The 21,684-nt window shown below is 42.4% G+C and carries 17 protein-coding genes; 7 read left to right on the forward strand and 10 right to left on the reverse strand.

Annotation, left to right across the window (positions count from 1 at the left end):
- Window positions 1-136: 136 nt before the first annotated feature.
- Window positions 137-994 (forward strand): 4Fe-4S binding protein, encoded by an 858-nt coding sequence (locus AOB57_RS12410; protein ID WP_054297979.1) that lies wholly within the window; start codon window positions 137-139, stop codon window positions 992-994.
- A gap of 109 nt (window positions 995-1,103) precedes the next feature.
- Here AOB57_RS12410 and AOB57_RS12415 read toward each other — a convergent pair whose 3' ends face one another.
- The 5 genes from AOB57_RS12415 to AOB57_RS12435 all read right to left on the reverse strand — a co-directional run bounded on the left by AOB57_RS12415 (window position 1,104) and on the right by AOB57_RS12435 (window position 6,901).
- The gene (locus tag AOB57_RS12415; RefSeq protein WP_054297978.1) at window positions 1,104-2,171 is read right to left on the reverse strand and encodes a bactofilin family protein; all 1,068 of its coding nucleotides are present in this window, start codon (window positions 2,169-2,171) and stop codon (window positions 1,104-1,106) included.
- Window positions 2,172-3,355: 1,184 nt separating this feature from the next.
- On the reverse strand, window positions 3,356-3,859 hold the full coding sequence (locus tag AOB57_RS12420) for a ferredoxin-thioredoxin reductase catalytic domain-containing protein (RefSeq protein WP_193726266.1): 504 nt from the start codon (window positions 3,857-3,859) through the stop codon (window positions 3,356-3,358).
- A gap of 158 nt (window positions 3,860-4,017) precedes the next feature.
- A complete protein-coding gene (locus AOB57_RS12425) occupies window positions 4,018-4,323 on the reverse strand; it encodes a glutaredoxin family protein (protein ID WP_054297975.1) in 306 nt (101 codons plus the stop codon).
- Between the two features lie 393 nt (window positions 4,324-4,716).
- Window positions 4,717-5,382: a flavodoxin family protein gene (locus AOB57_RS12430; protein ID WP_054297974.1), complete on the reverse strand. Its 666-nt coding sequence runs from the start codon at window positions 5,380-5,382 to the stop codon at window positions 4,717-4,719.
- 40 nt (window positions 5,383-5,422) lie between these two features.
- The gene (locus tag AOB57_RS12435; RefSeq protein ID WP_054297973.1) at window positions 5,423-6,901 is read right to left on the reverse strand and encodes an MFS transporter; all 1,479 of its coding nucleotides are present in this window, start codon (window positions 6,899-6,901) and stop codon (window positions 5,423-5,425) included.
- 785 nt (window positions 6,902-7,686) lie between these two features.
- Here AOB57_RS12435 and AOB57_RS12440 point away from each other — a divergent pair.
- On the forward strand, window positions 7,687-8,808 hold the full coding sequence (locus AOB57_RS12440; protein WP_054297972.1) for a DUF21 domain-containing protein: 1,122 nt from the start codon (window positions 7,687-7,689) through the stop codon (window positions 8,806-8,808).
- A gap of 126 nt (window positions 8,809-8,934) precedes the next feature.
- Here the strand turns inward: AOB57_RS12440 and AOB57_RS12445 are convergent, their stop codons facing one another.
- The 3 genes from AOB57_RS12445 to AOB57_RS12455 form a co-directional block, all read right to left on the reverse strand.
- Complete coding sequence (locus AOB57_RS12445) at window positions 8,935-10,605, reverse strand: SagB/ThcOx family dehydrogenase (protein WP_054297971.1); 1,671 nt, start codon at window positions 10,603-10,605, stop codon at window positions 8,935-8,937.
- A 118-nt stretch (window positions 10,606-10,723) separates the two neighbouring features.
- A complete protein-coding gene (locus AOB57_RS12450; protein ID WP_054297970.1) occupies window positions 10,724-11,266 on the reverse strand; it encodes a DJ-1/PfpI family protein in 543 nt (180 codons plus the stop codon).
- A gap of 106 nt (window positions 11,267-11,372) precedes the next feature.
- Window positions 11,373-12,728, reverse strand: coding sequence for a TIGR00297 family protein (locus AOB57_RS12455; protein ID WP_054297969.1), 1,356 nt, complete (start codon window positions 12,726-12,728; stop codon window positions 11,373-11,375).
- Between the two features lie 376 nt (window positions 12,729-13,104).
- Here AOB57_RS12455 and AOB57_RS12460 point away from each other — a divergent pair, with 376 nt between their 5' ends.
- Window positions 13,105-14,535, forward strand: a complete 1,431-nt coding sequence (locus tag AOB57_RS12460; protein ID WP_054297968.1) for a dihydrolipoyl dehydrogenase — start codon at window positions 13,105-13,107, stop codon at window positions 14,533-14,535.
- Window positions 14,536-14,582: 47 nt separating this feature from the next.
- Here the strand turns inward: AOB57_RS12460 and AOB57_RS12465 are convergent, their stop codons facing one another.
- Window positions 14,583-15,473, reverse strand: a complete 891-nt coding sequence (locus tag AOB57_RS12465) for a class I SAM-dependent methyltransferase (RefSeq protein WP_054297967.1) — start codon at window positions 15,471-15,473, stop codon at window positions 14,583-14,585.
- 194 nt (window positions 15,474-15,667) lie between these two features.
- On the opposite strand from AOB57_RS12465, the gene AOB57_RS12470 reads away from it, so the two are divergent.
- From AOB57_RS12470 to AOB57_RS12485, 4 genes are all read left to right on the forward strand, one after another.
- Window positions 15,668-16,147, forward strand: a complete 480-nt coding sequence (locus AOB57_RS12470; protein WP_226999501.1) for an inorganic diphosphatase — start codon at window positions 15,668-15,670, stop codon at window positions 16,145-16,147.
- Between the two features lie 181 nt (window positions 16,148-16,328).
- Window positions 16,329-17,477 carry a TIGR04083 family peptide-modifying radical SAM enzyme gene (locus AOB57_RS12475; RefSeq protein WP_054297965.1) on the forward strand — a complete coding sequence of 383 codons (1,149 nt, stop codon included), beginning with the start codon at window positions 16,329-16,331 and terminating at the stop codon, window positions 17,475-17,477.
- A 402-nt stretch (window positions 17,478-17,879) separates the two neighbouring features.
- Window positions 17,880-18,893 (forward strand): metallophosphoesterase, encoded by a 1,014-nt coding sequence (locus tag AOB57_RS12480; protein ID WP_226999502.1) that lies wholly within the window; start codon window positions 17,880-17,882, stop codon window positions 18,891-18,893.
- A gap of 180 nt (window positions 18,894-19,073) precedes the next feature.
- Window positions 19,074-19,445: a hypothetical protein gene (locus AOB57_RS12485; RefSeq protein ID WP_054297964.1), complete on the forward strand. Its 372-nt coding sequence runs from the start codon at window positions 19,074-19,076 to the stop codon at window positions 19,443-19,445.
- A 209-nt stretch (window positions 19,446-19,654) separates the two neighbouring features.
- Here the strand turns inward: AOB57_RS12485 and uvrB are convergent, their stop codons facing one another.
- Window positions 19,655-21,667 (reverse strand): excinuclease ABC subunit UvrB, encoded by a 2,013-nt coding sequence (uvrB, locus tag AOB57_RS12490; RefSeq protein ID WP_054297963.1) that lies wholly within the window; start codon window positions 21,665-21,667, stop codon window positions 19,655-19,657.
- Window positions 21,668-21,684: the final 17 nt, after the last annotated feature.

Below are 21,684 nucleotides of genomic sequence, written 5' to 3' on the forward strand. Positions count from 1 at the left end.
TTTGTTTTCCTGGATTAGATGTGCTTCCAAATTTCCCAGATTACGAAATCGGGTAAAAGCTGCAATCTATTAAAAAACAGATGACAAAATACTTATATATATCAAGAAGAGTTGCTTTTGTAATAAGTGATTTTATATGAGTGGAAAAAAGATAGACGTGTCCTTACTTAAAAGTAAGGGATTTCTACCTCAGAGGCAGGAAAATATGTTTTCAATGCGGCTGAAGGTAGTGAGTGGGAATCTGGACGCCAAAAAACTACGGGCAATTGCAGATGCAGCCGAAAAATATGGTTCTGGCTATATTCACATAACATCAAGACAACAGATTGAGGTTCCTTTTGTTAAACTCGAAGATACTGAAGCAGCAAGAAATGAACTTGAGAAACAGGGCATTTCAGCAGGCTCTGCCGGAAAAAAGGTAAGAGCAGTTGTCGCCTGTCAGGGGGATAAGGTCTGCAGAAACGGCTTGATCGACTGCGAAAACCTAGCATGCAAGATAGATGAAAAATACTTTGGAGAAGCTGTCCCTAAAAAGTTAAAGATCGCAGTAACAGGCTGCCCTTCAGCCTGTGTAAGGCCTCAGGAAAACGATTTTGGAATCATGGGCAATGTGAAGCCCGAAATTCTTGGAGAGAATTGTGTCGGTTGTAAGCTCTGCGAGAAAGCGTGTAAGGTTGGAGCAATAAAAGTCCTGGAAGATAAAGCCTTTATAAATACTAAAAAATGTATTCTCTGCGGAGCTTGTATTGCTGCCTGCCGGAAAGATGCCCTGAGGGCAGGAAAAATCGGATGCACGATTTTCGTTGGAGGAAAGGCAGGACGCCAGCCCATGCAAGGGATTAAACTTCTTGAGCTTGCAGATGAGGAGCAGCTTTTTTCAGTCCTTGAGAAAACCTTTGAGTATTACAGGAGAGAAGGGCTTGACGGTGAAAGGTTCGGAGATCTTCTTGAAAGGGTGGGAATGGAAAAGTACAGGGAGGAAGTCCTTTCCTGAAAATTCCTTCCCATTTTTAATTTTCTCCTGAATTCCAGTTTTCTTAATTTTCCAGATCTCCAATTTTTCGCCTACTTAGAAAGTCCGCCGGTTTAACCTTTTAGCGCATTTAACCTGTCGCCCTGGCGCGAATCGCAAGCCAGGCTATTATCGCCCCCAATCCGATAATGAGTGCAATAAAACCTATTAGCCATCCCACAATGGGAATTTCATATAAAATTGCAAATATGACTGCACCGACAAGATAATACGCTATTTCTCCAGTTTCCTTTTTTAAGATTTTATTATAGACGAGCTCACCTGCAAGCAATTTGACAGGTATTGTCGCAATGAGAACCGCAAGTGCCAGAAGCAGGATTATCAGAACCGAGAGGCTCCACCCGAATATGGTAATAAGCAGGATTACCGCAAGTACAGGAAGGAAAATCAAAGCCAGAAAGCCCAGTAGTGCAGTTTTCAAAGGTGAATCTTTTACAAGATCTGCAACCCCTCTTACAAAACCCGGGAAAAAGTATATAAGAACCAGACCCAGGACCAGGGCTGCAAGCAACCCTATAATAAACGATAAAACGCTGCTAAACCCTCCGGCGGCTCCTGCATATTGCTCTTCGGTTGCATTTACCTGAGTAATGTTGAGGTTTCCGCCTACTTTATCATCCAGATTGGAGGGATAATTCTGAGCTTGCAGTCTTAGATCTCCTCCAAGCTCGAAGTCATCCCCGGCTCTTAAAGTACCTGCTGAGATATCCCCGTTTCCGTTAACGGTTCCATCAAGCGTTATTTCCCCTCCGCCAAGCAGAAGATCCCCCTCGACAACGCTATCCCGGGAAAGAAAAATCTGACCACCTGCCGCTGCTACATCTCCTCCTACATTCCCGTTAATCCGGATCGAACCTCCGGCTGCGATAATATTTCCAGAAACGTTACCGTTAACAATTAGCTGCCCGCCCGCACCTATGAAATCGTCTCCGGTATTCCCGTTTATTTCAAGCCGGGAGCCTGCAAGCACCAGATCTCCCTGGATGTCCTCGTCAATCTGAAGGTTCTCTCCACCCCCGAAAGCGTTTCCTGAGCTCGTATATTTAAGAAGATCTTCATCGGCAGCTCCTGCTGAGTAAGGCAGTGCAGCAAAAAGAATTATAAATAAAATAAGACCTGGTACCAGTGCCTTTTTCATAGATCATCCCTCTTTACTAAAGTACTTCTTAATTTTCCATTTAATTGTCCTGTTTCATCAAAGAAGATTCCTAGAAATATAAGAGGTTTAACATAAAATTTCAACTTTGAAATATAAAAGTTAAGAAAGCTCCCATAAAAATTAACAAGGATATAGATTAAACAGCTTCTCAGTATTTTATATTCGTTCCAGTAATATAGATAACCTTTCCAACTTGAGGCTGGATGGGGCACTAATCTTCTCAGTCACTTCAATAAATCCCAGATAATTACCACGAATTAGTGTGGATTCTAGAAGTATCGTACCTCAGCCTGCCTGATTTCTTCTCTGCTGGATAACCCATTGCAATAATAGAAAACCTTGTCTCCGTGAAATCCCCCGACTGCTAATGCCTTTATAGCAACTTAACTTCCCGGTTAATAATTGTTGATTAAATGGATATATAATTTTCAATGCATATAATTTAGTCAGATTCGCCTTATAAATCTACAGGCTTACAGAAATTTTTTAAAATCAAAAGATAAACGCGCTCATCAACCGGGAAAATTGTACATTCTGAGAAAATTTGCGGTAAGAGATCGGATCGTTCGTAAAACACCGAACAATAACAAATAAAAATAGAACCTGTGGAAGACGAGCCTGACGCCTGGACATATACTACCGCAGTTCCGGTTGATCGCTGCCCGCAACTGTAGAGTTAATGATACATAACACAAATCAGAGTGGCGAGTTACATCCATGTTCCACGAAGCTGAGAACCGTATATGCAAATGATAATAAATTTAAATCTGCAAACTTATCCGGCTGCTTCCTAGCAGGGCGTTCAGCCACTATAAGATTGCAGAATAATGAATTGACCAGTGTTGATATTACGAACGATCCCGGCATTTATTCACTGAATCTGTATAATAATTCATTGAATCAAACCGCAGTAGATAATGTATTGCAGGCTCTGGAGTCATATGGTACAGGATAGTATTCCTCTATACTTTCACTTTTATTCTTATTAGGTATCACTTGATTAGTTTTTCCAAAAATTATGTTTGAACCTGACTTGTTAGTTTTATATGCCTTCGTTTAATTCTTCGATTTCTTTAAGTATGAACTCAATTTATCAAACAGAATTAAAATTAGAGTGAAAAAGATATAAAAGTGGAAATAGAAAAAGAAAAATTTACTGAACCTTACATAAACCGCTCAAATCTTTCCTTTCTGGCTTTACAAATCGGACAGACTCCAGGTGGTTCGTCCATGGCAGAGAGGTATCCGCAGACCTTGCATCTCCATACTGGCTTTGAAAGTTTTCCTGTGAATTCCATATTTTCCATCATCTCGGCTCTTTTCTTTTCTTCTTCTCTTTCAATATCTCTCTGCTCTTTGGGAGGGCGCCTTTCTGGAACCGGTTCCATGCTTCTTTCTCCCCGGATGACCTCGTCCGAAACATAGAGCGCACAGTAACAGGCTCCATAGTCGTTCAGATCGGGATCTCGATAGTAGCATGGACAGACAATATCCAAGTCTTCTTCCAGATTATTGGCAGAAAGCCGGCACGGGCAGGACCAGTAGCCGTATCGCCGCTCGTTGAGGAGCAGCCCCCATACAAGATCTTTTGTAAACTCGACATCAGGATTGAGGTGATATCCTGACGCCTCTACCTGGTTATTCAAACGCCTGTAGACTTTATCCACAAGTTCATCTGTTATACCTTCTTCGGCAGCTTCTTCCTTTTTCAGCCCAACATCCCCTTATAATTAGAATTTTTTGGAAAACAATAGATTTTAATGAAGTTTTTCTAAAAAAGTTTTACCAAAGACTTTTTTAGCTCTGTTTCAGCTTAACTTCCTCCTTAAAAGCCAAGGGCTTCGCGAATTTCCTTTTCTTTAAAACCCACGATAGCTTTCTTCCCGTTTATAACAGTTGTTGGGAAGGAAGCTGAAGGATTGAAGCGTTTTACTTCCTCGACAGCCTGGTCTTCCTGCTCTCCCTCAAGCTTATCCACGTATATAAAATCAAATTCCACACCAAGATCGGTAAGCAGTTTCTTTGTTCTCTTGCACCATACACAGGTACTGAGACCGTACATTACAACCTTACCCCTGTCGATTCCAGGAATGTGATCTCCTTGATCCTTACTTAGATTAGATACATCCATTAAATAACCCCCGGCACAATAAAGTTATGGCAGTACGCCTATGAGTACTTTGCCTCGAAGCGAATCTCTTCCTCCGCCTGCTAGCAGTTGGAGCCATAACAGACTGCAGGTTTTTGTAAATACTGCAGGTTTTGTAAATTGCTTATGAGAAAATACAGATTAAAGTATATAAAATTTGGACATACTATAAGAGTACAGGCAAATTGCCGGACAGAAAGTTAGCAATAGGACCTTATATTTTGAATTTCAAAAATAACAGGAAAGCAGGTAAATTTCCTACCTGCTTTCCAATTTAGAGCTGATTTAATACTAGCTTTCCGTGTTTCGCACTCAACTTAAACACCGATTTCCAGTAAGATTCAGGTATGAGGTACGCAGTCATCCTGCTGGTTCTTACTTAATCAAGCCCATTCGTACGTACCAGTCATAATCGTGGGCAAAACGTTCTTTGTCGGATTGGGCAAGCCGGCAGAAATATTCTACATTCTGACGATGCTGTTCATCCTGCTCCGGATATTTTATTTCTCCGCGGATTGATTTTACCAACTTCTTACCAAGCTCCTCAGCAGATCCCGCAGCCTGCTGGGGTGCAGCCGGGTCTCCTGCCATTACAACGCCAAGACCTCCGACAACAGTAACTCCAAGAGTCATGAGCACACTATTCATATATTCTACGACCACATCAGCAGTACCTCCTCCCGTGGATACGGAGCAACCGAACTTTCCGGATAGCATCTGACAGTGGATAACGTCCGAAAGTCGATCGAAGAAGGCTTTCATAGGCGCCGGAACCGAGTTAATATAATTCGGAGCTCCAAAAACAATTCCATCGGAATTCATGATTCTGTCATAAAGCTCCTCAAAATCATCGATCAGGGGGCACTCTCCTGTCGCATAACAGGCTCCGCACCCTGTGCAGTATTCTATCTTAAGTGTGTAGAGGTCTATCAGTTCGACTTCCGCACCTTCGGATTCGGCACCTTTGATCACAGACTTTACCAGTTGAAGGGTGTTGCTCTCATTCCCTCTCGGACTTGCACTAATTCCAAGGACTTTCATGATTATCACCTTAATTAAGTGAATTAGAAGGGATTACCTATTATCTTTTGCCCTTTTCAGGCATTCCTGCATGAGTTACATGCTTCCTCTTTCCTCTCACAAGGGATGTGAATATGCCAATAATGCAGAAAGCCGTAAACAGGATAAACGCATAGTGCAGGCTTAAAATGAACTGGGGGTAATATTCGGGCGTAATCTCTACAGGACCGATAACAATCGCAAAGATCATCATTGCAATACCCATTGAGAGCATCTGGCCAAGGAGCCGCATAGTTCCGTTCATCCCTGATGCGACGCCATAGTATCTTTTATCTACTGAGCTCATGATCGCATTCGTATTTGGGGACGAAAAGAGCCCGAAACCTACACCAAGGACAATCAGAATGACAATCAGGTACCAGATAGGAATCGTATCCGTAAGGAAAATTAGAAGGAAGAGGCCAATTGCAGTAAACGTCATTCCTGCCGATGCAACAATTCGAGGCTCAATCCTGTCCGAGAGCCGACCGGCAATTGGTGAAACCATAGCCATGACAACTGGCTGCACTATCAGGATAGTCCCGGCATGGGTAGGAGTAAAACCTTTAGTGTATTGCAGGTCGAGGCTCAGGAGAAAGGTTACTGCGAAGGTCGCACTATAATTGATGAGCGCAGATAGGTTCGAAAAGGCAAAGATTCGATTTTTTGTCAGGAGAGAAATATCAAGGACGGGATAAGGTATTCTCATCTCGTATAAGGCAAAAATTATAATTCCAAGAATTCCTGCGGCTATCAGGGCAGCTCCTTGAAAGTCAGGGAGAACAGAGAAACCGTACATGACTGCAACTATCGCTGCACCATATATGACTGATCCTATGAGGTCGAACTTTTCTCCTTTACACTCAGCCCATTCGCCTTTAATCTTCCAAAGGATCAGCAGAATTACTATAATGCCTATAGGGACATTTACGAAAAAGATGCTCCTCCAGCCAAGATACTGCGTCATCGCTCCTCCTAGTAAGGGACCTATAGAAAGCCCGACGTAAACTGCAGTAACATAGATACCAATAGCTTTTCCGCGCTCACCTGGCGGAAAGACCGAGGTAACTATAGCGACGCTCGTCCCGAAAATCATGGCACTTCCTATACCCTGGAAGACCCGCACTCCTATCAGCATTTCAGTTGAGGAGACCATGGTCATAATTAAAGATGAAAGGCTGAAAACCGCGATACCATAGAGAAAAATTTTTTTCCTTCCGTAAATGTCTGCGATTTTTCCGAATGGGACAAGAAACAGTGCTGAAGAAAGGAGATATGCTGTCGCAACCCAGGAGAGAGCAATAGCATCCATGTGAAATTCGGCTCCCAGTACAGGCAGGGCAATATTTACTGCCGAGCCGTCAAAAGGAGTGATAAATCCTGCAAGTATCGCAATAAGGAGTACAATTCGCTTTTCCGTGCCGACAACAGGAACATCAGGGGTGTGGCAGATCTCGGTGACTTCAGGAAGTGATCTGGCATTACTTGTTTCTTTTTCCATGTATATCACTGATCAGAAGAGTAATTATTGCAGCCTGCAGGGTCAGGAATATCACAATCTATTCTGTAAAGGATAAGGTTCTCAGGTTAATACTCCTTATAATACTTTTCCTCAGCATGATTGGCCGATCGACGATTTAGTATAACTTACTATTAAACGCTATACCACTTAGCAGTAAGCGCAGCCGCCGACCTGATACCGTTGATCTGCGGCCGTTGCGCCGCAACCCTTTTATGAAAAGGCTTGACCGCAAACTTTTTAGAAAAAAGTTTGATCAAAAGCCGGCATGATGGCGTGATATACCGGCGCAACGGTTTCACTCAAGCCTTTTTTTTCAAAAGGCTTGCTAGAGAACACAAATTAAACTATGATAATGCGATAATAATTAGATAGGAAATATCAGAGTCAGGTTAATATATTCAAAAGCTTTCTCGGCAGTCTGTCAAAATGCATCAAGTTTACAGGAATTTAATGGATCAGACCAGGTAAGAAAGTAAGACTAAACTTACAAAATGTAAAGTAATGCAAAACCGTAGATCAAAATTAGAAGATAACGGCGATCAGGTTAAATATATAAAATTAGGAATTAATCCGTTAAAACTGTATATAATGGAATGAATGGGGGACTGGTTATTAAATTATGTCCCTATTAAAGTTATTAATAGATTAAATAATTAACCACTGACAGATTAACCCATTGAATAATTCAATTAAATCGTTAAACAGCAACAGATTAATTTTCTGAATTACTTCTGTATGAAACTTATAGAGGTTATAGACTCACAATGAATGAAATATTTATCTGGATATTGATTTTAATCTTCCTTTCTCAATCCGCTATTTTCTCCGGTATGACAATTGGAGCTTTTGGACTTGGAAGACTCAGGCTTGAGATAGAGGCCGAAGCTGGCAATGAGGATGCTATCAAAATTCTGCAGATCCGAAGAGATTCAAATTTCCTGCTAACGACATTGCTTTGGGGCAACGTAGGTGTAAATGTAATGATTGCTCTGCTTACAGATTCCGTGCTGACAGGAGCTTCAGCTTTCCTCTTCTCTACTTTCGTAATTACCAGTTTCGGAGAGATTGCACCTCAGGCTTACTTTTCCCGAAATGCTCTATCATTGGGAGCAAAGTTGACCCCTCTAATCCGCTTCTACCAGATGCTGCTCTATCCGGTAGCCAAGCCTACAGCGCTTATTCTTGACTGGTGGTTGGGCAGGGAAAAGCTTGAACTCTTCAAGGAGCAAGCTATGCGGATTATGCTCGAGAAACATATCGAGTCAGGAAGGACAGATATAGGCAAATTTGAAGGAATAGGAGCCCTGAACTTCCTTTCCATAGACGACGTCAGCATTTCCGATGAGGGTTCAATAATAGATGAGAGAAGCATAATTTCTCTCCCGGTCGAAAACAACCGCCCGGTGTTCCCTGCTTTCAAAAGGGAACCGAATGACCCTTTCCTGCAAAAAATCGAAGCATCCGGGAAGAAATGGGTAATAATTACCAACCCGCAGGACGAGCCTGTCATGGTGCTTGATGCGGATGGTTTCCTGAGGGATGCGGTCTACAAGAAAGGTCCGTTCATCCCACTTTCTTATTGCCATTTCCCGGTTGTGGTAAAATCCCCGAAGACCAAACTTGAAAAAGTGATCCGCCAGTTTAAGGTATATCCGCAGCATCCTGAGGATGATATAATCGATCAGGATCTTATTCTTTACTGGGGCAAGGAAAAAAGGATTATAACTGGTTCGGATATTCTGGGTCGGCTGCTGCGCGGAATTGTAATAAAATGTGATTTGTCATCAAGATGTGAGATACCTGCTCTGCCTTCCCAGCCAGGGATTGTAAGAAGGAGAAGCTTGAGAAGAAAAAGCAAAGAAGGCAAAGAACAGAGAAAAGAATGACGAGGGTAGAGAGAGCTAAAAAAGTTAAAAAATCGTGAATAAAGTAAGGAAAAAGAGAATAAAAAACAGCGAAATCGGAATAAAAAGAACAGAAAGAGGAATAAAAAAGCAGAAAAGAGAAAAGAGTTACTCTTCATATGCTGGAAGGGTTATAACGCCGATTTCCTGAAGCGGATAACCTATGGCGAAGTGATAAAGGTCCTGATATTCAAGCCCTTTAAGCCCTATGGTTTCATGTAAAGGATCATCAAAGAAACACCCTATCCCGCAGCCCCTCAGACCATTTGCCTCGGCTTCGAGGTAAAGGAGCTGCCCCAGAACTCCGCATTCCCAGAAAAGGTATGAATATATCCAGGCACCAAACCTGTTCAGAGGCTTTTCGAATTCCGAAAGCATGCAGGCAGTGAAACAGGCATCTGCGGCTTTTCGCTGGGCGCAGGAAAGCTGGGCTGCAAAATGATGCAGGTTTTCTTCCATAAGCATATAGAGTTCAAGATCAGATGGGCAATCTTTCGGTTTTATCCATAAAAAATCCGGCATGATAGCAGCTTTAAGTCTCTCTTTTTCCTCAGGATTGCGAAGGAAAATGTAAAGTCCAGGAAGAAGATCTTTTACTCGGTTTACGAAAAGTAGAAGGTGAGTGAAAAAACCAAAGGCGAGGGGATTGAAAATCGGGTTATTCTGAGGAAGAGTTTTTTGCAGCATTGCATAAAATGTCTCTTTTTCCATGTATGCGCTGTTATCCATTTCGATAGCGCTTCTCCTTCCACGAATAATGCTGCGCAGGGGAACGGTCTCAAAATCAGAATGAGGCTCAAAATTGCTGGGTTTAAGGGATGAAACGATCTGTGTACTGGATTCCATTTCCCCTTTTTTCTCCAGGTAATCGGTTCCATTCTTTTGAGCTGCCAGAGCCGCTTTTTCAATACCCATCCATTCAACATGCTTCGGGCTTAAACTGTTAGGAACACCTTCCCAGGAAAGGTTTTTAAAAGCTGAAATAACCTCGGAAGAAAGCCTGCCTCTGGTGCAGGTTTCTCCTGCCGGATAGACCGCAAGCATACAGGCAGGTTCCTGCTTTTCGTGACCTTTGTCCCTGGATATACCGAGAAGTGCTGCTATCTCCTTCGAACCCATGTCTGCGAGAATGCTTGTTTTCCAGCCAAGGCCGGCAGCAGCAAATGTCAGGGCAGCAATCGCGTGCCCTATATCATGCTGTGCATATCTGAAGGCTCTGAGCCCATATTTCCAGGAAACCCGCCAGTAAATTGAAGTCAGACCCACGAAAATAGTATCTTCAGGAAAGCCTGACCTTAACATTTCCCAGGTTTCCTGGGAGAATTCGGCTCTGAGTTCAAGGGCATGAGGCAGAGGAGCATAATGGCAGACCGAAGGGTTTTTAAGAAACCCCTTTACAGGACCGGAAATCAGGTATATCTCGGTAGGATGTAGGTTTCCGCTTGAAGGATTGACGCGGAGAGGCCATTTCATGCTTCCTGCGGCCTTCCAGGCTGAAATAGCAAAGCTGTCAAAAAAAAGCTGGGAAATCGATTTTTTACTCAGTTCTGATGCCCTGAGTTTCTCGGGTGAGAAAGCCTGTTCATAAGCGGGAAAAATCTCAGTTTTTATCTGCTCGTCACTCCACAGATCCAGATTTAAAAGTCGAGTTCCATAATAGTTAAGGAAGGGATCTGGCTTGATCTGTATATCAAGGCGGAGAGGCCCAGGCGCATAAGCTTTGAAGTTATGTTTACTGGCCTGGTGATAAGCCAGTATAGCTTCAAGTTCCTCTGTCATAGCAAGCACACCCGCTAACTGTATAAATTAAATTCTCAAATTGCTTTTTCGATAAAGGAGATCTGTGCATAAATTTTTTAACTCAATATTGATTTGCCCTCGGGACCTCGGAAGAAAATCAGACTTTTCTCAGGGCTTCAAGTATGGCTTTACCAAATGCATCAGCACTTGCTGGATCTCGCCCTGTAACCACGCGCCCTGAAACCACTACATCACGGTCCTGATAGACAGCCCCATGTTCCTCAAGTTCGCGTACCGTATCCGGGCTTTTGAAAACCGTGCTCTCTTTACCCTTCAGGACACCTGTTCTTGCCAGCACAACAGGGGAGATGCAAATCGCAGAAATTACCTTTTTAAGGGCGTCTGCTTCTTTTACGAGGGTCTGCAGCGCTTTGTTGTCCCACAGGTATTTTCTTGAGCCGGACCCTCCTGAGATTACTATTGCATCATATTCGTCAATTCTGGCTTCCGAGATTTTTATATCGGGCTTGATTGTGCCTCCCAGCATCCCTTTAGCTGTTTCCATAGATTCGGCTGCAACAGTAACTTTTACCCCCGCTGCCTCAAAAAGCTGCTTCGGAACAAAACATTCCTCATCCCTGAACTGTTCCTGAGCGATTACAAGCAGGACTTTCTTGTCCTTATATTCTGTTTCAGTCATCTGGTTACCTCCCTGTACGCTTAAAAATAAAATTAGAATAAATGAGAAATGAAATACCTCATGACCCTTTCTTAAGGATATATGCCTGCAAATATAAATGAATACTTCATGCTATGAGATAGTACAGTGCTGCGGAAATTCCTGCCCCTGTAAATGTTGCTGCGAAGTTTACTCCGCTATTTGAGAGTACCCCTCTTTTCTGAAGAGTAGCTCCAAGGAGACTGTCAATATTTGTCCCGAAAAAGCCTCCTGCTGTTGTTACAAGAACCGTTAATATAAAATTGTCCGAGACTCCCAGTAAGTATGCAAGAATCCCTATAACTGCAGAACCCAGGATTGCAGCAAATTCACCGAGTAGTGACACTGCCCCATCAGCTCCGGGCTCAGAAGGCTTCAAGGTCGTTATCATTCTTGGTCTTCCTTTTGCAGTTGTGCCTATTTCACTTGCAAGGGTATCTCCGGTAGCCGTTGCAACCGTGCCCATATAAGCATAGGTAATAGGGAGGCTGTGCTCAGGAAAAACCCCATATGCTACCGCCAGGACAAGGGCTGCCGTACTGTTTGAAAATACGTTTTCGTAACTCCGTATTCCGTTTTTAGCCTGGGCAATCCCTATGGACTCTTTGTAAGCATATTTGTATCTCGTAAACCCACCTCCGAGAATAAAGAACGTGAGCAGGAGCAGGAACCAGGAAAGATCGCTAAAAACGATTATCAGGACTCCCAGAAGTGCGGCACTCAGAAGGGCAGAAACATCAGCAATTTTCGCCCTGTAAGCCAGCACGCCCAGGAAAAATGAGAAGGCAAGTGCTACAACCATTTCTTCAGGAGGCACCCAGTATCTGAACTCCTCAAAAATCCACATTGTCATTCCTGAGCCCAGGGGTACCGAAATATTCTTATCGATCTTAGAGGGGATTGACTCGAAAAGTGAACCTGTAACTGCCCCGATTACAGCTATGAAAAATACCAGGTTGTATGAGACTTGAAGCCCCTGCCAGTAGATGATCCAGCTTGCGGCAAGGAATGCGGCAGCAATCCGAAGTGCCAGGAAAGCCGAACTCCAGAGTGTTGAAAAGCTCCTCTTTTTTATCCTGCTCCGCCTTGTAGTAAAATCAGGCACATGATCGGTTTCGGAAAAATAAATCCCGTGGTTTCCTACAGCTGCAACCGCAAAAGCGGCAAGTACTATGTAGAAAGGATAGGTAAAAGAGGAGCCTCCCGAAATTACGGAAACAAAAAGCATTAGAACCAGGGAAAATATAAGGCTGATAACGCTTCTGCTACAAGAAAAGATACTTCCAGAAAGCCGGATTCCCACAAAAAGTGCGATAGACAGGAGAAAAAGGACATTCACCCCTGCAAAAGGAGCTATAAGGATAAGCAGGAGATAAAGAATATGCATTACAGGAATTCCCTGGAAGGAATCCCCGCTTTTAAAAGATGGGGCAGCTCTGTTCATTATAGTACATCTTCTGTTTTTTCTCTTTGTGGGAAGTTACATAGAATAGGCTTATCTTTATAAATAGATAGTTGTTTTTCTCCTTCAGAGATAATTTAAAAATACGGATTAAAATTTAAAAATATCTGTTTTAGATATTATGGTCGGAGAAATTTACGCAAATTCTCGGCAAATCTTTAAGCCTTTTAGAGATAATCCAATTGATAAAATAACTTTTGCCTCACATTTGTTTTTCAGAATCCTCAAAATAACACTGATTCATCTTCAGGCATATACACGAAATCTAATAAGAATTCTGATCCATAAGTATAACCAGAGATAAAATATAGTATAATCGACAAAGATGCAAGCCATATTCGGCTGTGAGGGGAGGAGTATGGAGAATTATGACCTTATCATTATAGGTACAGGCTCTGCAATGAATTATATAAATCAAATTATTGATTCGAACCCTGAAATGAAAATTGCCGTTATCGACAAAGACGAACCTGGCGGGATCTGTCTTACAAGAGGATGTATCCCTTCAAAAACCCTGCTCTATCCTGCCGAGCTTATCAGGGAAGTGGAAACAGCGACCCATTTCGGAATTAAGATAAAAATAGAGAATATCGATTTTCTTGGGATTATGGAAAGGATGCGCAGGAAAGTAGGAGAGGATATAGAGACAATAAGGAAGAGTCTGACCGGAAACACGTATTTTGACTACTATCATGAAAGCGCGGAGTTCATTTCTCCTTATACCCTTAAAGTCGGTGAAAAAACCCTGCACTCCGAAATGATCTTCCTTTGTACCGGTTCAAGACCTGCAATCCCGCCTGTTAAAGGCTTGGAAGAAATAGGATACCTCACAAGCGACACAGTGCTTGGACTCGTGGAATGCCCAAAAAAGCTTGCGATTCTCGGAGGAGGTTACATTGCAGCCGAGTACGGGCACTTTTTCTCAGCTATGGGAGCCGAAGTCACGGTTATAGGGAGAAACGCTCAATTTCTTCCGCAGGAAGAGCCCGAGATCTCCAGGCTTGCCTTGATAAAGATGTCAGAATATATGCAGATTATTACGAACCATGAAGCTGTAGAGGTCAGGAAAGAAGAAAACGGACAGAAAACTGTTATTGCGAAGGAGAGAAATTCAGGACAGGAAGTAAGAATCACTGTAGATGAGATCCTCGTGGCAACAGGAAGGGTACCGAATACCGATATCCTCCACCCCGAACGGTCCGGAATCAAAACTGATAAAAAGGGATGGATTCTGGTGAACGAGTATCTTGAGACCTCACAGCCGAATATCTGGGCGTTAGGAGACGCAAATGGAAAATATCTGCTAAAGCATGTGGGAAACTATGAATCCGGGATAGTTTATCTCAATGCCATCATGAAAGAAAAAGTAAAGGCAGACTACCACGCCGTGCCTCATGCTGTTTTTTCCTATCCCGAGATTGCCGGAGTAGGCATGGGAGAGCAGAAAGCCGTGGAAAGGTACGGAGAGGTAAGAATCGTCATAGGTCTCAAGTTTTTTGAAGATACCGCTAAAGGAGCGGCTATGGAAGCCAGGGACTATTTCGTAAAGGTGATTCTGGATGCGGAGGAAGATAAAATCCTGGGAGCCCATATAATAGGCCCACATGCCTCAGTCCTGATCCACCAGATAATTCCTCTTATGTATACTGAATTGAGAAGCCCTGCGCCGATCATGCGGGCTATGGATATTCACCCCTCCCTTAGCGAAGTTGTAACAGGGGCATTTTATTCGCGGCTGCCGCCTGAACACTATCACCATTTCCTGAAGCATATAGGGCTTGAGGACTGAAGATCTCTATCGCTGATGAATAAAAAATCTCTATACCTTTTTCACACCTATTTTTTAATAAGATCAAAAACCCACCTGCTGATGCTAGGAGCAACGTTTCCGGTGCGCCTGTAAAATTCTACCTCAAGACCCATTTCTTTATAATCTTCAATTAGTTCCGAAATCTGTGATTCGGCTTTAAAGGTGTAAAAATGGATGTATCCGCCTGTTCTTACAAACTTTAAGATCCTTTCAAGAAAGAGATCCATGCCGTAAGGGATCGGTACGATAGCCCTGTCAAAAGTGCAATTTTCGTTATTTTCGTCATTTTTACCAGTTTCTGGTTTTTCACTGGCTTTCGAAGGGTTAAAAATCTGAAAAACTTTCTCAGGCTGGAAAAGTTTCCTAAAATCCTCCTGAATAACGGTTACCTGTCCTTCTAGCCTGTTAATCCGAATATTTTCCTTGAGGCAGGCACAGGCATCTGGGTTTATCTCAACAGCATATACTTTCGCCCCTTTCCCTGCGGCAGGAAGCACAAAAGGCCCTACTCCTGCGAAAGGAATTATAATATGTTCTCCAGGCGTAATTTTCGAGGCTATCCTCCCTCTTTCCGAGTACAGGCGGGGATTAAAAAAGACTCTTTTGACATCCAGTTTATATATATAGCCATTTTCCCTGTGAATAGTTTCCGTTGATTCCCCGAATAGAAGCTCAAAGTCCGCTACCCTGTGCTCACCTTCGAGTTTGCTCACCTTATTAAGCACAGCCCGCGTATTGCCCCGCATGGAGAGCAGCTTTGAAGCAATAGTATCTTTATAAGCCTCAAGTTCCGGAGGGATCGAGATTATAGCCACATCACCTATATAATCAAAACTTTTTGGAACCATCTGAAGCAGGGGTTCTTCAATTATACCTCTCATTGCATCTCGCAAACTCACTCTATTTCGAAAACTCATCTTGTGTGCCTCTGCTGTCAGATATTGTCAGGATACAGATTTTTCATTCTTTCAGATTCATTCGCCTTTGAAGAACTATTTTAATATATGCTTTTTGGCTTGCAGGAAAGGCTAAAAGCATGGAAAAACATAGGCTGAGAAATTGAAATCACGTAATAAAGGCACGTAAGGCTAAAGAGTTAAAAAACGCACAATTGACAAATGGAAAACATGAGGCTAAGGAAACTCTTAAAAGTTACTCCCCGACTACAACAGGACTATTTCCCATGAAAATTATTATAGAGACTCCAAAATACAGTTTCTGGAAATATAATAAGACAGAAAAAGGCTATGAAAAGGTTTTCTTCTCCCCGCTGCCAACAATTTTCAACTACGGTTTTGTAGAAGGAACGAAAAGTGCTGACGGTATGGAGGAAGACGTGATAGTGATTGGACCTCGCCTGCCGAAAGGAAGCACACTTGAAAGAGAAACCTTTGATGGGGTAGTAAAATTCCTGGACAATTCTATGAGGGATGATAAGAGAATTATATATATCAGCGGGTTTCGTTCTTCTGTCCTGCTCGCTTATTATTTCAGGCTTTATGCCCTTTTCAAAGTTTTCCTGTATATTTTTCGCGAGGGAAAACTTACAAAATGCAGGTTTGAAGGAATTGAGTTTAAGGAATTCAATTAATATTACTTGATTTCAGAATGATACCTTTGAGGTAGCCTTCTTTGCTATTATATCTCTGGCTTATTTAGCCAGTTTTTACTTAGCTGGTTTTTTTAGTTGCTCTTTACCTTCTTTTCCTTCTGAGAACAACTTAGAAAAGTACTAATAATTTAAGGAAGCTTAAAAAAAGGGTGCTTAAAATATGCCTTTTCATGTCATGCTGATCCCTACCCTTGGTTGTCCTGCTAACTGCAGTTATTGCTGGAGTTCCGAAGAGAAATCCCCGATAATGAAAATTGAAACCATAAAAGAAGTGGTTGAGTGGCTTAAGGTTTTCAGGGGAGATTCAGTTACTTTTACTTTTCATGGCGGGGAACCGCTCCTGGCAGGCGCGGAATTCTACAGGGAAGCACTTCCGCTTCTAGCTGAGGGTTTAAGCACCAGGCATATAGCTTTTGCAATACAGACAAACCTCTGGAAAATGACCCATGAGATCGCCGAGATTTTTGCCGAATACAATGTTCCAATAGGTTCAAGCCTTGACGGCCCGAAGGAACTTAATGATTCGCAGAGGGGAAAAGGATACTTCGATAAAACCATGAAAGGTTATGAAATTGCAAGAGCTCATGGGCTTGAAGTTAGATTCATTACTACTTTTACTTCGCATTCTGTAAAGTCAAGGGAAGAAATTTTCAACTTTTATCTTGAGAATGGACTGACACTTAAATTCCATCCTTGCTTGCCTTCTTTAAAAGGCGATAACCCCAACCAGTGGACCCTTGAACCTGAAGAGTATGGAGAACTCCTTATTTATCTTCTTGACAAATACCTTGAAAATCTGGGCAGAATAGAAGTTATGAATATTGACCATCTGTGTAAAGGCGTATTTACAGGAAAAGGTGTTGTCTGTACTTATGTTGACTGTATGGGAGATACCTTTGCGGTTGGTCCTGAGGGAAGCATATACCCCTGCTATCGCTTTGTAGGCATGCCCGAATATGTAATGGGTAATGTTTATGACCGCCCGACAATGGCAGACCTTGCTCAATCCGAAGCCTGGAAGCAAATGTTTCAGTTTAAAGAATATGTGGACACGGCATGCGGCAAATGTTCTCATATAAAGTATTGCAGAGGCGGATGCCCATACAATGCGCTGGTGCCCACGGATGGGAAAATAGAAGGCGTTGATCCCCACTGCCCAGCCTACAAAATGATTTTCGACGAAATAAACGACCGCGTCAATGAGGAAATGTTCGGATCCTCTGAAATGATGGAAAATATGATGTTCCAGCCTCAGTCGACAAAGCCTTCCAGATCGGGCATAATGTCAATTATGCTTAAAAAACTCTGAAAACAGGAACGATGATAAATATAACATTATGTAAAATATATATTAGGTAAATATAATATTAGGTAAATATATCATTAGATAAAATGTAATATTAGGTAAATATAATATAGGTAAATATATCGTTAGATAAAATGTAACATTAAATAAAATGTAACATCAGATAAAATGTTACATCGAATAAAAATATGATGACAGATAAAAGAGAAGATCCCGGGGAAATTAATGAAGGAGTAAACAAAAAGGAATGGAATAGTAATCCGAAGAACGAATTTTCTCTTCCTCGGTGCTTTTATTATTTTTATCTCGATCTATTTTGCAGGCAACTATTATGTTGGCTTATGCTTTTTCCAATCAATTCAAAATTTTATTGAGCCTTACTCTTCTCTCTACTGGATAGGCTACTTGTTTCTTGCAATCTCGCTTTTTGCAGTCAAGTTAGGAAAGAGAATTTATCCCGGATCTGTCAATTACCTCGCCGCAATAACTGGAGATTACTGGCTGGCTGCTATCTATTATTCGCTTCTTATATGGGTAGATGCGGATATTTTTCGCTTCCTGATCAATTTCGCCTTCCCTGAGGATCAGATAACTAATTATCCGTCATTATACTGGGGATTTGCAGTTTTATCCATGGTATCTCTTCTCTTAATATATGGAACCTGGAACGCAAATCATCCACGTGTAATACATTACGACATTGCTATTAAAAAGACAGTGCCCGAATTACCAGAACTCCATGCTGTCATGGTATCCGATATTCACCTTGGACCGGTGATTGATAATAAACACCTTGAATCAATGGTTAAGAAAATCAATGAACTTGACCCGGATATTGTATTCCTTGTTGGAGACACCATTGATGAAGACGTGAGATTCTTTATCAGCAACAAAATGCCGGAAATATTGAAAAAATTACAGCCCAGGTGCGGAGTATATGCGGTCCTCGGGAACCATGAATATATTGGAGGCAGGAGTAAGCAGGCAATTGAGTACCTCAGACAGGCTGGAGTTAATGTCCTGGTTGATGAATGTGTGAAAGTAAACAACCAGTTTTACATAGTTGGTCGGGATGACCGCATGGCAGCCCATATGGCAGGAAAAACCCGCATCGAGCTTTCCGAGCTTTTAAAGGATATCGACCGTAACTTACCGATTATTCTTCTGGATCACCAGCCAGTAAGCCTTGGAGAAGGACAGCAAAATGGGGTTGATTTGCAGTTATCCGGACATACGCACGCTGGACAGTTTTTCCCCAACACTTTAATTTCCAAGCATGTGTTTGAAAATAGCTGGGGCTATTCAAAGAAAGGAGACTTCCAGATAATTGTCACCTCCGGTTTCGGTACATGGGGTCCTCCTATCCGGATTGGCAGCTATTCTGAAAATCGTGGATATAAATATCTCTTTCCAAAATAAAATCCGTTTCAATGAACCTTAGAGGGTACTTTAAAGTTCATTCTCTTATGAAGATCCTCATAAGTTAAAGTTCTCATCGAGTGAAGCTTCTGAGAATCAGATGTTTTAAAAAATCGATACCCTTAAGAATCTGTTTTATTTTGAGATAGTTTATATACATCCACTTCCTAAAACAAGCACATGGAAGAGGGTAAAATCAAGAATACAATCACAAGAAGCTTCGAGCTTCAGGATTACAGGATAGAAGGAACTGAATTTTCAGGTTTCTGGGCAGATCTGTTGAGTAAGGAAGAACTTGTAGTTGAGGTAAATTACATCCCTGAAAATAAAAAAGTCTTCAGTTCTGAAGAAATAGAAAAGCTTATCCTGAAAATCCGTAACAAATGCGAAAGCTTTGAAGCTCAACTCCCTGAAAATATTAGATGCGAGGTTACCTTCAAAAATCTAGGGGAAAAAATCTACAAAGCCGGTCAGCCTGATTTTGAACTGGAACCCAAGGAACTGGAAGAACTTCAGGTTGCTTACCGTTTCTACGTTGAGTATTACATTTAATTCTGGAGCTTAATACGGTTTAATCAAGTTCAAATTTACAGTTTAAAAGAATTATAGATAAAGAAACTGACGTGAGAGAAAATATACGGTCGGAGAAGGAGACCTTGTAGAAATAAAGTAAAAAGGAAAGATGGTAAAAAGGTAAAAAATGTAAAAAAAGCAAAAGAAGGTAAAAAGGTAAGAAAGAAAATGTAGACTTTCTAACCCTCTCAGGCTACTTTTATCTCTTTCTCCAGTTTCTTTATCATTTCCCTTAGCTGGATTGCCCGCTCGAAATCCAGCCTGTCGGCTGCTTCTTTCATTTCGGCTTCCAGTTCGATGATCATTTTGGCGATATCGGTTTTCGGGATGTGTTTTGTGTCGGTGATATCCACAACCTTCTCCCTTATGGGTTTCCTGATGGTTGTCGGGACTATGCCGTGTTCTTTATTGTAGGCAATCTGCATGGAGCGGCGGCGTTCTGTCTCGTTAACGGCTGTTTTGATGGAATCGGTCATATTGTCGGCATACAGGACAACCTTTGAATTGGCGTTCCGGGCTGCTCTACCGATTATCTGGATCAAACTTTTCGAGTTTCTTAGGAAACCTTCTTTATCAGCATCGAGAATGCCTATGAAACCCACTTCCGGAATATCGAGCCCTTCCCTTAGCAAATTGATTCCGACAAGAACATCGAATTTGCCAAGCCGGAGCTCGCGGATGATCTCAGTCCTTTCAATGGTTTTGATATCCGAGTGCAGATAGCGAGCTTTGATTTCGTTCCTTGCAAGATATTCGGTAAGTTCTTCAGCAAGCTTCTTTGTCAGTGTGGTCACAAGGGCACGATCTCCCCTTTCCACAACCTTCCTGACTTCCTGCATAACGTCCCTGACCTGTCCTTCGAGAGGGCGAATTTCCACTTCAGGATCAACAAGGCCTGTTGGGCGGATAATCTGTTCCACGATCCGGGCTGAGTGCTCTCTTTCGTAATCTGCAGGGGTTGCCGAGACAAAGATCACATTTCTCATGTACTTCTCGAATTCATCGAACTTCAGGGGTCTGTTATCGTAGGCACTGGGCAGCCTGAACCCGTAATCAACAAGGCTCTTCTTTCTTGAACGGTCCCCGTTATACATCCCATGAAGCTGCGGGATGGTCTGGTGGCTTTCATCAATGACCATCAGGAAGTCCTCAGGAAAATAGTCAAGCAGGCAGAAAGGTTTCTCTCCGGGCTTGCGGTGGTCAAAGTGCCTCGAATAATTTTCAATGCCTTTACAACTTCCGGTTTCCTGAATCATTTCTATATCATAAATCGTGCGCTGTTTCAGTCTGTGGGACTCAAGTAGCCCGAGTTCAGGAAGACGATCTTCAAGCTCTTCAAGAATGGACTGAATCGCACTTTTCTGCTCTTCTTCAGGGATGACATAGTGCCTGGCAGGATAGACAAAGAAATAATCCATGTCCTCTGTCCTCTGTCCGGTCTGCTTGTCCACCTCGGAAATCCGATCAATCTCGTTCCCGAAAAGCTCGATCCGGATAATGTTGTCAAAATAACCAGGAATAATGTCAATGGTATCCCCTTTTACCCTGAAGCGCCCGGGCATAAGCTCAAGGTCGTTTCGCTCGAACTGGATTTCAATGAGCTTTTGCAGGATTTCTTTTCTCTGAACCCTATCCCCGACCTTTAATTCAAATCCCATATTCTGGAAGTTCTCAGGATTGCCAAGCCCGTAGATACAGGATACGGACGCCACGACAATAACGTCCTGGCGCGACATCAGGGAAGCAGTTGCAGCAAGCCTCATCTGCTCAATTTTCGGGTTAATCATGGCGTCTTTTTCAATATACTGGTCTTTGGCAGGAAGATAGGACTCAGGCTGGTAATAATCATAATAGGAGACGAAATACTCCACCCGGTTTTCAGGGAAAAACTCTCTGAATTCGTTATAAAGCTGAGCGGCAAGAGTTTTATTATGGGCAATAACAAGGGTCGGTTTCCTTATCTGGTTTATTACATTTGCAATGGTATAGGTTTTCCCTGATCCGGTTACCCCTAGAAGGGTCTGGAAACGCTCTCCTTTTTTCAACCCCTCCACAAGACTTTCAATTGCCTGCGGCTGGGAACCCTTAGGCTCAAAATCGGAAACCAGCTTGAACTGCGGGCTGTCCTGATATTGGGCATTCTGTATTATCTCGGAAAATTTTCGAGATACTGTCTGGGATGTTTGATCTGAAGAATTCATAAAATCAAGACCCTATA

This window comes from Methanosarcina flavescens, from assembly GCF_001304615.2.
In the GTDB taxonomy this organism is placed as follows: Archaea; Halobacteriota; Methanosarcinia; order Methanosarcinales; family Methanosarcinaceae; genus Methanosarcina; species Methanosarcina flavescens.

Excerpts from the sequence above, each read along its gene's own strand:
- AOB57_RS12425 (WP_054297975.1), bottom strand. The coding sequence starts at position 4,323 with ATGGATGTATCTAATCTAAGTAAGGATCAAGGAGATCACATTCCTGGA.
- AOB57_RS12450 (WP_054297970.1), bottom strand. The coding sequence starts at position 11,266 with ATGACTGAAACAGAATATAAGGACAAGAAAGTCCTGCTTGTAATCGCT.
- AOB57_RS12460 (WP_054297968.1), top strand. The coding sequence starts at position 13,105 with ATGGAGAATTATGACCTTATCATTATAGGTACAGGCTCTGCAATGAAT.
- AOB57_RS12485 (WP_054297964.1), top strand. The coding sequence starts at position 19,074 with ATGGAAGAGGGTAAAATCAAGAATACAATCACAAGAAGCTTCGAGCTT.
- AOB57_RS12465 (WP_054297967.1), bottom strand. The coding sequence starts at position 15,473 with ATGAGTTTTCGAAATAGAGTGAGTTTGCGAGATGCAATGAGAGGTATA.
- AOB57_RS12475 (WP_054297965.1), top strand. The coding sequence starts at position 16,329 with ATGCCTTTTCATGTCATGCTGATCCCTACCCTTGGTTGTCCTGCTAAC.
- AOB57_RS12415 (WP_054297978.1), bottom strand. The coding sequence starts at position 2,171 with ATGAAAAAGGCACTGGTACCAGGTCTTATTTTATTTATAATTCTTTTT.
- uvrB (WP_054297963.1), bottom strand. The coding sequence starts at position 21,667 with ATGAATTCTTCAGATCAAACATCCCAGACAGTATCTCGAAAATTTTCC.
- AOB57_RS12410 (WP_054297979.1), top strand. The coding sequence starts at position 137 with ATGAGTGGAAAAAAGATAGACGTGTCCTTACTTAAAAGTAAGGGATTT.
- AOB57_RS12430 (WP_054297974.1), bottom strand. The coding sequence starts at position 5,382 with ATGAAAGTCCTTGGAATTAGTGCAAGTCCGAGAGGGAATGAGAGCAAC.
- AOB57_RS12440 (WP_054297972.1), top strand. The coding sequence starts at position 7,687 with ATGAATGAAATATTTATCTGGATATTGATTTTAATCTTCCTTTCTCAA.
- AOB57_RS12435 (WP_054297973.1), bottom strand. The coding sequence starts at position 6,901 with ATGGAAAAAGAAACAAGTAATGCCAGATCACTTCCTGAAGTCACCGAG.
- AOB57_RS12455 (WP_054297969.1), bottom strand. The coding sequence starts at position 12,728 with ATGAACAGAGCTGCCCCATCTTTTAAAAGCGGGGATTCCTTCCAGGGA.
- AOB57_RS12445 (WP_054297971.1), bottom strand. The coding sequence starts at position 10,605 with ATGACAGAGGAACTTGAAGCTATACTGGCTTATCACCAGGCCAGTAAA.